This is a genomic window from Rahnella sikkimica, from assembly GCF_002951615.1.
In the GTDB taxonomy this organism is placed as follows: domain Bacteria; phylum Pseudomonadota; class Gammaproteobacteria; order Enterobacterales; family Enterobacteriaceae; genus Rahnella; species Rahnella sikkimica.
In genome coordinates this window covers 2,883,370-2,895,332 of sequence record NZ_CP019062.1, presented here as the reverse complement: position 1 = coordinate 2,895,332, position 11,963 = coordinate 2,883,370, and the positions used below count along the sequence as shown (strand labels likewise).

Genomic DNA, 11,963 nt, shown 5'->3' with positions numbered 1-11,963 from the left:
TCAATAGGTGGAAAAGTGACGCTTAAACAACTGAATATCGCAGCCGGTATTATCCGGAATTCCGGTAAAGAAATCTTTATTACTCAGCGTGATGCGTCTTCGCACATGGCGGGGTTTTGGGAGTTTCCGGGCGGTAAAATTGAAGCGGGTGAAACACCTGAGCAGGCTGTCATTCGTGAGTTGCAGGAAGAAGTGGGCATTGATGCGAAAGCGCCTGTTTTGCTGAAAACGCTTGAACACCGGTTCCCGGATCGCATTATCACGCTTTACTTCTTTCTGGTGGAAGATTGGCAGGGCGAGCCCTATGGAAAAGAAGGGCAACCCAAACGCTGGGTTAAACAGTCAGACCTGAAAGCGGAAGAATTTCCTCCGGCCAACGAAACTGTCGTGAACGCGCTTAAAAATAACGAATTCTGATTGTCTGAGAATCAGAGCGCCCACAAAAAAGGGGCCACGCCCCTTTTTAACATCTGTTAAATGCGACATCCGGCGGACGTCAGTGCGAAATCTCTTCTTCGCTCCAGTCATCCAGATCATTCACATCCCCTTTGCTCGGAATGCGTTTCTCCTCGTCGGCCCACTCACCGAGATCGATGAGCTGGCAGCGCTTGGAACAAAAAGGACGGTAAGGACTGACTTCGCCCCAGACAACCGTCTTATTACACGTCGGGCAATTGACTTCAATAATTTCGGGATCCATTTGCAACTCCTAGCAGCAGGCAAGTTCAAAATTCAGTCGTGCCGGAACCACGCCATGTTCGCTGTCGAGCGGTAAGAAGCGGATGGCATAACGGGTTTTGTGCCCGGAAACTTGCGGGTAAAGCTGGTTTTCCATCGAGAGGCGCAAGCGTAACAGATCTGCACCTTCTGCGTTATCCTGGAAAAAACCATTCAGGCTGATTTGATTACGGAAAGCGCCGGACTGACGGATCAAATCCAGTACCATAGTGAGTGAATTATTGAGCGGAGCGAGTGTTTCAAGCCAGTTTCGCACTTCACTGTCGCGCTGGGATTGTGCCAGATGCAGCCAAAGGTGTAGTGTCGGCAAATCGAAACTGCAACAACCGCCCGGAATGCTTTGACGCTGACGAACCAGAGCAATCAGGCGATCTTCTTTCAGCGCCTGGCCAATTCGCGGTGCTTTCATCAACACGGAAGCGCACTGTTTCAGTTCAGCACGCAATCCGTCAATCCGCGATGCATCCACACCCGGAACATCCTGCCACTGAGATAATTTCTGTTGCTGACGTTCCAGCTCTTTGAGCAAATCGGTACGGACTTCTCCGCGTTCCAGCACGTCCAGCAAGTCAGACGCGGTGCGGAAGAACAGGAGAGCCGAAGCCGCCGCAGTGATTTGCGCATTGGCGTGCATCTGCTGTAGCAGAAATTCTATACGCAACCAGGTACGCATTTTTTCATTCAGAGGATGTTCAAAAAGAACGGTTGCAGCTACATCAGTCATGCTTGGCAATATCCTGTCTGTTTTCGCCCGCCGCCAGTTTCAGATACTGGCGATGTAATTGGGCAACACGCGGTTCGATCGTTTGGGGATCTCCGCTGTTATCAATAATGTCATCCGCGCAGGCCAGGCGTTTTTCACGGCTCACCTGCGCGGCAATAATACTTTCAGCTTGCTGGCGGTCAACGCCATCGCGCAACATTGTGCGTGAAAGCTGAATTTGTGGCTCGACATCCACCACCAGAATGCGATCGGCCTGGGTTTGCAATCCGTTTTCGATCAGCAACGGGACTACCCAAACTACATAAGGCGTTTTCGCTAGTGCGATAAGATGCTGCGTTCGGGAATGAATAATAGGGTGCAATAATTTATTCACCCATTCTTTTTCAATCGGATTACTAAAAATGCGTTCCCGCAGTGCCGGGCGGTTCAGTGAGCCATCGGCAAGAATAATACTTGTGCCGAATCTTTTACCCAGTTCTTCCAATGCTTGCTCACCCGGAGCAACAACCTGGCGGGCGATAATATCTGCATCGACAATACTTACGCCATGCCGGCTGAAGCTTTCGGCAACGGTGCTTTTACCGCTTCCTATACCCCCGGTCAATGCAACGATATAGCTCATACAGGCGCTCTGATAAAATTAGTTAGGTAAATGATAAAGAGATTATGAGTAAGTGCAAGCCGCCTTCGACTTGGTTTTGGTGCAAAAAGTTATTCATCAGCGCAATCAAAAGTCTGTGATGTGTGTTGTAAAAGCCATCTTGCCGTTGTCATTTTCCTGTGTATGATAAAACCACTGGAAAGGGTGTCTAAAATTTGTTGTACACCCTAGCGATCCGTCGCCAAACCAGGACAAAGCCGTCATGCGTATTGAAGAAGATTTGAAGTTAGGTTTTAAAGACGTACTCATCCGCCCTAAACGTTCTACCCTCAAAAGCCGTTCCGAAGTCGAGCTGGAACGCACATTCACATTCAAACACTCAGGTATCAGCTGGTCCGGCACGCCGATTATCGCTGCCAATATGGATACAGTGGGTACTTTCCGCATGGCGACGGTACTGGCGTCTTTTGGTTTGCTGACCGCGGTGCATAAGCATTACAGCGTCGAACAATGGCAGGCTTTCATCACTTCTGCTGACGAGTCAGTATTGCGCAATGTGATGGTGTCGACCGGAACGTCAGAAGCCGATTTTGTGAAAACACTGCAAATCCTCGCGCTTTCCCCGCTGCTGAAATTTGTCTGCCTTGACGTCGCTAACGGCTATTCCGAACACTTCGTCGGTTTCCTGCGTCGCGTTCGTGAAGCCTGCCCGGACAAAGTCATTTGCGCCGGTAATGTGGTCACGGGCGAAATGGTCGAAGAACTGATTCTCTCTGGTGCAGATATCGTTAAAGTCGGTATCGGCCCGGGTTCTGTGTGTACTACGCGGGTCAAAATCGGCGTGGGCTATCCCCAGCTTTCTGCTGTTATCGAATGCGCGGATGCTGCACACGGCCTGGGCGGACAAATCGTCAGTGACGGCGGTTGCGCAGTTCCTGGTGATGTGGCGAAAGCGTTCGGTGGCGGCGCAGATTTCGTGATGCTTGGCGGTATGCTGGCAGCACACGAAGAATGTGAAGGCACCGTCGTTGAAGAAAATGGCGAGAAATTCATGCTGTTCTACGGCATGAGCTCAGAGTCCGCCATGAAACGCCACGTTGGTGGTGTCGCCGAGTATCGCGCTGCGGAAGGCAAAACCGTGAAGCTGCCTTTGCGTGGACCGGTCGAGAATACGGTACGTGACGTTCTTGGTGGCCTGCGTTCTGCCTGTACGTATGTCGGCGCAGAGCGTCTGAAAGAACTGACTAAAAGGACGACCTTTATCCGTGTCGCAGAGCAGGAAAACCGCCTGTTCGGCAGTAAATAAGCCGGTAAAATTATCCGCGGCGAAACGGGTTTTCGCCGCTAATGTTTTCCTGCGCCATCGTCATCCCATCACTGAACCCAGCTGAAAAATGGGTAAGTACATCGCAATCACTAATCCGCCAACAATCACACCCATTACGGCCATCAGTACCGGTTCAATCGTTTGCGATAACGTATCCGCCAGCGAATTTGCCCTGCTGTTATGTAACTGTGCCAGCTTAAGCAACAACTCATCGAGCGTGCCGGATTCCTCACCAATTTTTATCAGTTGCTGACATAACGAAGGAAACAATGATGATTCCTGAAATGCTTTATGTAAGGGCGTACCCTGCATAATTTTTTCACGAATCACATCGAGCGCTGCCTGAAAATGCAGGTTGGAGACAGATGCTGACGCGGCAGCCAGCCCCGCAATCAGCGTCATCCCCGCGCGTTGCGTCATGGCCAGCGTTTGAAAAATCTGACTGAGACAACTGTCAGTGACCAGCCGGGACGTCAGCGGCAATCGCAGAGGCAGCATTTGTTCGCGCAGCTTCCAGCGGGGGTGCGGATGCAGCTTTTGCTGATAGCCAAAACAGCAAAGCAACAAAATGCCGGCCAGCCACGGGCCTGAACTCACTAACACTTCCGATACCCCGATCAGCATGCGGGTAAACCAGGGCAGTTGCGCATCAAAAGTGGCATAGATTTTTGCAAACTCCGGCAGAACCAGCGTCAGCATTAACAGTGTCACGAGGGTGGCGATAACGCTGACGATCAGCGGATAGCGCAGCGCTTTTTTCACCTTCATTCTCAGTTCCACCTGCTGTTCCTGCTGCGCCGCCAGTTGCAAACAGCATTGATCTAACTGACCCGTCAGCTCGCCAATGGAAACAAGCTGCCGGTAAATCACCGGGAAAACCTCAGGGTAAGTACTCAGCATGTCCGATAACGGTTTGCCTTCCCTGACGCCTTTCGCCACGTTATGCAAAACGCAGTGCCACGCAGGTTTCGGGTGTTCGTTTGCCAGCAATGCCAGACTGCTGACCAGCGGCAGCCCGGCCTGCAACAGTGTGGCGAGCTGCCTGACAACGGAAACACGCTCCTGGTTTTTCCAGTATTCCGGCCTGAGACGCTGGATCATTTTGATCTTCAAAGGCTGTAAACCTGCAACAAAGAGCTGCTGGTAAATACTGTCTCTGTTTATCTCAATGGCGTCGCCTTGCCGGATACTTCCTTGCGTATCAATGGCCTGCCAGTGATAAAGCCGCCATTTGGGAGCGATCACTGGCGTTTCACTCATGCGCAATGGCCTTCACCGGTCACCCGATAAAGTTCCTCAAGCGAAGTAATGCCTTGCTCCACCAGCAACATTCCTGCTTCCTGTAATGTCTTTTGGCCCTGCTCACGGGCAATTTTACTCAGCTCGCTGACGCTGGCATCGGCCACGAGTGCTTGTTGCAGCCGGGGAGTAATGTTCAGTATTTCGTAAATCCCCATCCTGCCGTAATAGCCGGAAAAGCATTGATTGCAGCCCGACGCCTGCCACATTGGCGCGGGACCACTTTTCCCGTCCGGCCCGTTTTCGACCAGCGTTAAATGTGGTTTCCGACAGTGTGGGCACAGTTTTCGTACCAGTCTTTGGGCAATCACCAGACGCAAACTGGCTGCGATATGGAAACCTTCAATGCCCATCTGTCGAAGCCGGATCAGTGTTTCGCAGGTCGAGTTGGTATGCAGCGTGGAAAGCACCAGATGGCCGGTCTGAGCGGCTTTGACGGCAATCTCCGCCGTTTCTTTATCACGAATCTCACCGACCATGATCACATCAGGATCTTGCCGCAACAATGCCCGCAGGACGCTGGCAAAACTCAGATCTGTCTTGCTGTTGATCTGCGTTTGATTGATGCCGCTGACCGGGATTTCCACCGGATCCTCGACGCTGCTGATGTTGCGTGAAATAGCATTGAGATGACGCAATCCGCTGTAAAGCGTCACCGTTTTGCCGCTGCCTGTCGGGCCGGTCACAAGGATCAGCCCCTGGGGGTGTTTGAGCGCAGCTTTAAAATACTCCAGATCGCGCAGCGTGAAGCCTAACTGAGACATCGCCAGATCCTGCTGGGTCATGTGCAGGATCCTCAGTACGATTTTTTCACCGTACAGGGTGGGCAGGGAAGAGACACGCATCGAGTAACGCTGATTTTGCAGCATGACGGAAAGCTGACCGTCCTGAGGTAAGCGACGTTCGGCAACATTTAGTTGCCCCATGATTTTCAGCCGCGCGCAAACCCCCGCTGCCATCGAAAATTCAGGGCCGGGGATTTCCTGCAACACGCCATCAATTCTCACGCGGACACGGAAACTGTTTTCGTAGGGTTCAAAATGGATATCCGATGCCCGGCGGCTGATGGCTTGTCTCAGAATCTGGTTGAGGACGTTCACCACCGGCGCATCACTTTGATCATTCAGCGCATTATCGCCAGTGTTTCCTGACGCCGGGGTTTGCCTATCGTCGGCGGTGTCCTGCTGTGTTTCTGTCGCGCTCGTTCCTGTGTGTTGTTCCAGCCTGGCTCGCGGCCAGCGTTCAACCTGAACTTTTAATCCGCTGGCAAAACGCAGTACGTTACTCAGCGTGTCTGTCTCTGGTTCTGCTTCATGACAGGCAACGCGGAGAGTCTGTTTATCGCGATGCACAATGATGGCTTTATAACGCTGACAAAGGGCGTCCAGCGAGGCGTCGCTGTGCTGCCTTTCGCTGTCTGTTGGTGAAACAGGATTGAGTGGGGTATCGGTCATTTTACGGCTCCCGTGGTATCAAAACGAAACACGCTTTCGCAGGCTTCCGCCATTGCAGCATTTCCGGCGCTGGTGCAAGTGCGGTTCCAGATAATGCCGCCCGCCTGAACGTCAACCGATGGCGTCATGACGACGCTCAGCCCGTTAAGTGCCTGCTGGCCGGTGAGTGAAATTACGCCTGCGGTGACCTGTGTTTTGTTGACATAACGGCTGGTTGCGGCTGCAGGGATCCCTTCGCTGCCTGCGTTGCAGCTGGTTAATGAACCGGTATCAATAACGCACAGCTCGACGCCGGTTTTATACGGCACCATCGTTTGCAGCATGTCGGTCATTGCGGCTTTCTGGATGTAACTTTGGTAAGCGGGAATGCCGATGGCGCTGAGGATCGCAATAATTGCGATCACGACCATCAGTTCAATGAGGGTAAATCCTTGTTGCCGGTGCATGGCCTTCTCCATTTGTAAGACTGCGTGGTTGTTGCTCGGCAGCAAACTAAATGGGGAAGAAATTTTCTTCCAGCGCCTTTGGTGAGTTTTCCAGGATGCCTTCCACGGTTTTTACCGAAGGCGACAAAGGCGTTAAAACTTTTGCGGCATGTCTTGCAGCCATGAAAGACAAACGAAAAAGAGGCTGGCGGACAGCTGTGATGAGTGGGAGGGTAGTGCGGCAAGATGAAATAGACCGAAGGGAAGTCGTGTTGCCCCTGAAATGGAATTCAGGGGCAACAGCGTAGAAATGTGATCAGCTAAAACGCATCGAGAGATCCATTGCGCGGACATGCTTGGTCAGAGCGCCCACGGAAATATAATCCACGCCCGTTTCGGCAAATTCACGCAGCGTTTTCTCAGTGACGTTGCCGGAGACTTCAAGCAGCGCGCGGCCAGCGGTCAGGGCTACGCCTTCACGCATCATCGGAACGGTGAAGTTGTCGAGCATGATAATGTCAGCGCCCGCATCCAGTGCCTGCTGAAGTTCGTCGAGTGATTCCACTTCCACTTCGACAGGAACATCTGCGTGGATCCACAATGCGCGTTCAACGGCGGCTTTGATCGAGCCACAGGCAATAATGTGGTTTTCTTTGATAAGAAATGCATCCGCCAGGCCGAGGCGGTGATTGCTTCCACCACCGCACAGGACGGCATATTTCAGCGCCGTACGCAGCCCTGGCAAGGTTTTGCGCGTGTCCAGCAGCCGGGTTTTCGTGCCTTCGAGTATTTTCACGTAGTGATTTACTTCGGTAGCCACGCCTGAGAGCGTCTGGACGAAATTCAGTGCGGTGCGCTCGCCGGTCAGCAGCACGCGCGCGGAGCCGGTCAGTTCACACAGTTTCTGGTTTTCAGAAACGACGTCACCGTCTTTGACGTGCCATTTTACGGAAACTTTATCACCGGCCAGCTGCTGGAAGACTTCATCCAGCCAGCGCTGTCCGCAAAAAATACCGGCTTCACGGGTGATGATCGTCGCGTTCGCGTCTTTATCCTTCGGCAAAAGCTGTGCGGTTAAGTCATTGTCAGCGTTAGCCTCGCCCCCGAGGTCTTCGCCAAGCGCCTGAGTCACAATGGCAGGGATATCATGCTGAATACGTTCGAGTAACTGTGCGCGGCGACTTTCAGGGCTGTAGCTGCGAGTGGACATACAAATACTCCGAAATGGCGGATAAGAAGGACAAAAAAACATGCTACCCTGTTGCTGTGATAAGTACCACACAAGCACATCATTGAGGCCTTTGATGCACTTAGAACATGGCTGGATTGCCGGAGCCCGGCAGGTTGTTTCCCCCCATTTTGATCTCCGTCCTGACGACGAGAACCCTTCTTTGCTGGTCGTCCATAACATCAGTCTGCCACCCGGAAAGTTCGGCGGTCCTTATATTGATCAACTATTTACCGGCACGCTGGATCCGCAGGATGATCCTTACTTTGAAGGGATCCACCAGCTGCGCGTGGCGGCACATTGCCTGATCCGCCGTGATGGCGAGATTGTTCAGTATGTTCCGTTTGATAAACGCGCCTGGCATGCCGGTGTTTCGACCTGGCGCGGGCGTGAGCGCTGCAATGATTTTTCGATTGGTATTGAGCTGGAAGGCACCGATTTTGTGCCCTTCACGCAAGCGCAGTATCGCAGCCTTGCGGACGTTACCGGCTTGTTAATTAAGCACTATCCGATTAGTCTGGATGCCATTACCGGGCACAGCGATATCGCGCCGGGACGCAAAACAGATCCCGGCCCTGAGTTCGACTGGGCATTTTATCGCAAGCTGTTAGCATCGCCGTTAGGGCAAAATAAGCCTTCTGACCAGTGAGTGAAAAGGCCACCGGTTTCTGTTTTAAGCATGTGTAAAGAGAGAGAGTGACAGGCGATGACGTTATTTACTTTGCTGCTGGTACTGGCCTGGGAACGGTTGTTCAAACTGGGTGAACACTGGCAGTTGGATCATCGGTTTGAGTTCATATTCCGTCGCGGACGGCAGACTTCTTTAGCCAAAACGCTGGCGATCATGATTGTCTGGATGGCGGTGATCTGGGCTATTTTGCGTGCCCTGCACGGGCTGTTTTTTGGCGTGCCGTCCCTCGTAATCTGGGTGATTTTGTGTCTGCTGTGCATCGGTGCAGGCATTAAGCGCAAACATTATCGTGCCTATTTGAAATCTGCCCGTCAGGGCGATGCGGACGCCTGTAAAGAGATGGCGGAAGAGCTGGCGCTGATCCACGGGTTACCGAGTGATTGCACGGAAGAAGCCCGCTTGAGAGAACTGCAAAATGCGCTCTTGTGGATAAACTACCGTTATTATCTCGGGCCACTGTTTTGGTTTGTGGTCTGCGGCCCATTGGGGCCTGTCGCGTTGGGCGGATACGCCGTTCTGCGGGGTTATCAGACCTGGCTGGCGCGTCACATGACGCCGCTCAAACGCTCGCAGTCCGGCGTCGACAGCCTGCTGCATGTTCTTGACTGGATCCCTGTTCGTCTTGCAGGTGCGGCGTATGCGCTGCTCGGACACGGTGAGAAAGCATTACCGGCATGGTTTGCGTCACTGGGCGATATTCATTCTTCGCAGTATCAGGTGCTGACAAGGCTGGCGCAGTTCTCTCTGGCGCGCGATCCGCATTTGGATCCCGTTCAAACGCCTCGCGCTGCCGTGGGTCTGGCACGCAAAGTCACCATGATTATTCTGGTTGTGGTCGCGGTTCTGACGATTTACGGCGCGCTGATTTAAGGCCTGATTATCGCGAAGCAAAAGCACACATTCAAAAGCCCGACACATTTCTGTTGCCGGGCTTTTTGTTTTTATTGCGCAGTATTTTTCTGCAACGTCAGCGGCCGGTTATCCGGCTCTGGAACGCCAAAGTCCGGCAGTCCGTTTTCATCCCATGCGAAGGTTTTAATCCGGGTGTGGCGGTTAGGGTCGTAAAGCGGGTCGCCTTCAATTTCTGTGTAATTTCGGGCATGGTAAACCAGCACGTCTTCGCCCTGTTCGTTGCGGGTAAAGCTGTTGTGGCCGGGGCCAAACTGTCTGTTCTGCATATTTGTGGTGAAAACCGGTCGTGGCGATTTATGCCACGCAGCCGCGTCGAGGAGATTGCTGCCGGTATCTGCCGAGAGCAGCCCGATACAGTAATTTTCATCGGTCGCGCTGGCGGAATAAGTAATGAAAATCTTATCGCCGTGCTTAATCACCGCCGGACCTTCATTTACCCAAAAGCCGATAATTTCCCAGTCCAGTTCCGGTTTGCTGAGCATGACGGGCGGCGATTTCAGCGTCCACGGATTTTCCATTTCGGCGATGTACAAATTAGAGTTACCGCGAATCGCCGGGTCTTTTTGCGCCCACAGATAATAGCTTTTGCCCTGATGTTCAAAGTGCGTTGCATCGAGCGAGAAACTGTCGATTGGCGTCCGAATCCTGCCTTTCTCCACCCATTTCCCTGTCTGCGGATCGGCATCTTCACACATCAGCGCATACATGCGGTGCTGGAATAAGCCATCAACAATCTCCTGTGAAGGCGCAGCGGCGTAGTAAATCACCCATTTTCCGTCGATGAAGTGCAATTCAGGTGCCCAGATCAGCGCGCTCATCGGGCCGGTATCGGGTTTATGCCAGACGACGGTGGCGGACGCGTCGGAAAGCCCGGTCAGCGTTGACGAGCGCCGGATTTCGAGCCGGTCATATTCCGGAACCGAAGCAATAAAGTAATAGTGGCCGTCGTTGTGCAGCCAGATGTGAGGATCCGCGCGCTGTTCGATCAGCGGATTCGGGTAATCACTCATGTTTCAGCTCCTTGCTGTGAAGGGGCGCAGAGGCAAGTTCCTGCGCCTGTTTTTCATCATGATATTCATTGAGTTCGCGGTAGTTGCGACGGCGAATTTCCAGATCCGCCTGGATTGTCCGCATGGTTTCGCGATCCACTTTCAGCAGGCGTACTACCCCAGCGGTAATGAGATAACCGACGCCAGGAATGACGGTAAACAGCAGCACAATCCCGTTAATCGCATGGTCACTTTGCTGCGCCGCGCCCGCGTTGTAGCCGTAAGCGGAGAGCAGGAATCCGACCATCGCACCGGCCACGGCCAGCCCGCATTTCAGGAAGAACAGGTTGCCGGAGAAGCTGATCCCGGTGACACGTTTACCGGTTTTCCATTCGCCGTAGTCATCCACGTCGGCCATCAGCGACCAGTGCAGCGGGGAAGGAAGCTGATGCATGATGTTCAGAACAAAGTAAGCCACCAGGATTAGCGTCGTGGCATGCGGGTCGAGGAAATAGAATCCGCAGGAGAAAATGGTCAGGATGATATTGGCCCAGAAGAAGACTTTCAGTTTGCAGTATTTGTCCGTCAGCGGTTTCGCCAGCGCACTGCCAATCATCATGCCGACCACGCCGAGGCTGATAAACATACTGGCGAATGACGTCGATTTTTCCATCACCCAGGTGACGTAATACATAGTGGCCGCCATGCGGATGAAGCCGGGGCAGACGTTGCAAAAAGTCAGCAGCAGAATTCGGACCCACTGGTCATTTTTCCATACATCTTTCAGGTCGGATTTTAAGGCGTGTTTTGACGGTACGGCAGGCTGGATGCGTTCTTTCACAGAGCTGAAGCAGAACAGGAACATAAACAGCGCGATGATCGCCATGACGCCCATCGACATCTGGTAGCCCTTGGCTTTGTCCGCGCCACCAAAGAAATCGGCCATGGGCAACAGGGTGGAAGACAAAATTAATGTCGCAATACCGACCATAAAGAAGCGGTAAGACTGGCAAGCGACGCGCTCATGCGGGTCAGCGGTAATCACGCCGCCGAGCGAGCAGTAAGGAATGTTGATGGCGGTATAGGTTAGCGACATCAGGAAATAGGTAATGAAAGCATAGATAACTTTGCTGTTGTAGCTCCATTCTGGCGTGGTAAACATCAGCACGCTGAACAGAACGTAGGGCACCGATACCCATAACAAATACGGGCGGAAACGGCCCCAGCGGGTGGTGGTGCGGTCAGCAATTGCCCCCATTATCGGGTCAGTGACGGCGTCGATAACCCGCACCGACAGCAGCAATACGCCGACCAGCGCCGGGGCGAGCCCGAAAACGTCGGTATAAAAATAATTGAGGAACAACATGATGGCACCACCAATCATATTGCAGCCCGCATCTCCCATTCCGTACGCTACTTTCTCTTTGAACGACAGCGCGCCTTCCTTCATGGATGTTCTCCGGCTATTGGTTAAAAAGGTGAGTTGTTAAAAAACTGTTTGATAGCATTGAGTATTGGCTGGAGAAGTGAAGAGGAGTCAGGAGGTAAGAGTCATGAAGATGGACGATCTGGTCA

Annotated in this window: 14 protein-coding genes; 5 read left to right on the top strand and 9 right to left on the bottom strand. The window is 52.8% G+C overall.

Translation table 11 applies throughout. From position 1 onward, the window contains the following. Positions 1-15 precede the first annotated feature (15 nt). Positions 16-417 carry an 8-oxo-dGTP diphosphatase MutT gene (gene mutT / locus BV494_RS13430; RefSeq protein ID WP_104923330.1) on the top strand — a complete coding sequence of 134 codons (402 nt, stop codon included), beginning with the start codon at positions 16-18 and terminating at the stop codon, positions 415-417. A 79-nt stretch (positions 418-496) separates the two neighbouring features. Here the strand turns inward: mutT and yacG are convergent, their stop codons facing one another. Genes yacG through coaE form a run of 3 tightly spaced genes read right to left on the bottom strand, consistent with a single transcriptional unit; the run spans position 497 to position 2,084 of the window. Then, entirely contained in the window at positions 497-700 is a 204-nt protein-coding gene (gene yacG, locus BV494_RS13425) for a DNA gyrase inhibitor YacG (protein WP_104923329.1), read from the bottom strand. Between the two features lie 9 nt (positions 701-709). Then, positions 710-1,462 (bottom strand): cell division protein ZapD, encoded by a 753-nt coding sequence (gene zapD / locus BV494_RS13420; RefSeq protein ID WP_104923328.1) that lies wholly within the window; start codon positions 1,460-1,462, stop codon positions 710-712. Next, entirely contained in the window at positions 1,455-2,084 is a 630-nt protein-coding gene (coaE, locus tag BV494_RS13415; protein WP_104923327.1) for a dephospho-CoA kinase, read from the bottom strand. The genes zapD and coaE overlap by 8 nt, the downstream gene beginning before the upstream one ends. A gap of 241 nt (positions 2,085-2,325) precedes the next feature. On the opposite strand from coaE, the gene BV494_RS13410 reads away from it, so the two are divergent. Then, on the top strand, positions 2,326-3,369 hold the full coding sequence (locus BV494_RS13410; protein WP_104923326.1) for a GMP reductase: 1,044 nt from the start codon (positions 2,326-2,328) through the stop codon (positions 3,367-3,369). Between the two features lie 60 nt (positions 3,370-3,429). On the opposite strand, the gene hofC is transcribed toward BV494_RS13410, so the two are convergent. From hofC to ppdD, 3 genes are read right to left on the bottom strand one after another with little or no spacing between them, the layout of a single operon-like run. Continuing rightward, the gene (gene hofC, locus BV494_RS13405) at positions 3,430-4,650 is read right to left on the bottom strand and encodes a protein transport protein HofC (protein ID WP_104923325.1); all 1,221 of its coding nucleotides are present in this window, start codon (positions 4,648-4,650) and stop codon (positions 3,430-3,432) included. Next, positions 4,647-6,143 (bottom strand): type II secretion system protein GspE, encoded by a 1,497-nt coding sequence (gene gspE / locus BV494_RS13400; protein ID WP_104923324.1) that lies wholly within the window; start codon positions 6,141-6,143, stop codon positions 4,647-4,649. Before gspE ends, hofC begins: the two co-directional genes overlap by 4 nt. Continuing rightward, on the bottom strand, positions 6,140-6,589 hold the full coding sequence (gene ppdD, locus BV494_RS13395; RefSeq protein WP_104923323.1) for a prepilin peptidase-dependent pilin: 450 nt from the start codon (positions 6,587-6,589) through the stop codon (positions 6,140-6,142). The genes gspE and ppdD overlap by 4 nt, the downstream gene beginning before the upstream one ends. 50 nt (positions 6,590-6,639) lie before the next feature. On the opposite strand from ppdD, the gene BV494_RS13390 reads away from it, so the two are divergent. After that, positions 6,640-6,876 carry a hypothetical protein gene (locus BV494_RS13390; RefSeq protein ID WP_104923322.1) on the top strand — a complete coding sequence of 79 codons (237 nt, stop codon included), beginning with the start codon at positions 6,640-6,642 and terminating at the stop codon, positions 6,874-6,876. 8 nt (positions 6,877-6,884) lie between these two features. On the opposite strand, the gene nadC is transcribed toward BV494_RS13390, so the two are convergent. Beyond that, positions 6,885-7,778: a carboxylating nicotinate-nucleotide diphosphorylase gene (gene nadC / locus BV494_RS13385; RefSeq protein WP_104923321.1), complete on the bottom strand. Its 894-nt coding sequence runs from the start codon at positions 7,776-7,778 to the stop codon at positions 6,885-6,887. A gap of 94 nt (positions 7,779-7,872) precedes the next feature. Here nadC and ampD point away from each other — a divergent pair, with 94 nt between their 5' ends. Continuing rightward, positions 7,873-8,445 carry a 1,6-anhydro-N-acetylmuramyl-L-alanine amidase AmpD gene (ampD, locus tag BV494_RS13380; RefSeq protein ID WP_104923320.1) on the top strand — a complete coding sequence of 191 codons (573 nt, stop codon included), beginning with the start codon at positions 7,873-7,875 and terminating at the stop codon, positions 8,443-8,445. Between the two features lie 57 nt (positions 8,446-8,502). Continuing rightward, positions 8,503-9,357 carry a beta-lactamase regulator AmpE gene (gene ampE / locus BV494_RS13375; RefSeq protein ID WP_104923319.1) on the top strand — a complete coding sequence of 285 codons (855 nt, stop codon included), beginning with the start codon at positions 8,503-8,505 and terminating at the stop codon, positions 9,355-9,357. 71 nt (positions 9,358-9,428) lie between these two features. On the opposite strand, the gene BV494_RS13370 is transcribed toward ampE, so the two are convergent. Further along, complete coding sequence (locus tag BV494_RS13370) at positions 9,429-10,409, bottom strand: glycoside hydrolase family 43 protein (protein ID WP_104923318.1); 981 nt, start codon at positions 10,407-10,409, stop codon at positions 9,429-9,431. Beyond that, the gene (locus tag BV494_RS13365; protein ID WP_104923317.1) at positions 10,402-11,838 is read right to left on the bottom strand and encodes a glycoside-pentoside-hexuronide (GPH):cation symporter; all 1,437 of its coding nucleotides are present in this window, start codon (positions 11,836-11,838) and stop codon (positions 10,402-10,404) included. The genes BV494_RS13370 and BV494_RS13365 overlap by 8 nt, the downstream gene beginning before the upstream one ends. Between the last annotated feature and the right edge of the window lie 125 nt (positions 11,839-11,963).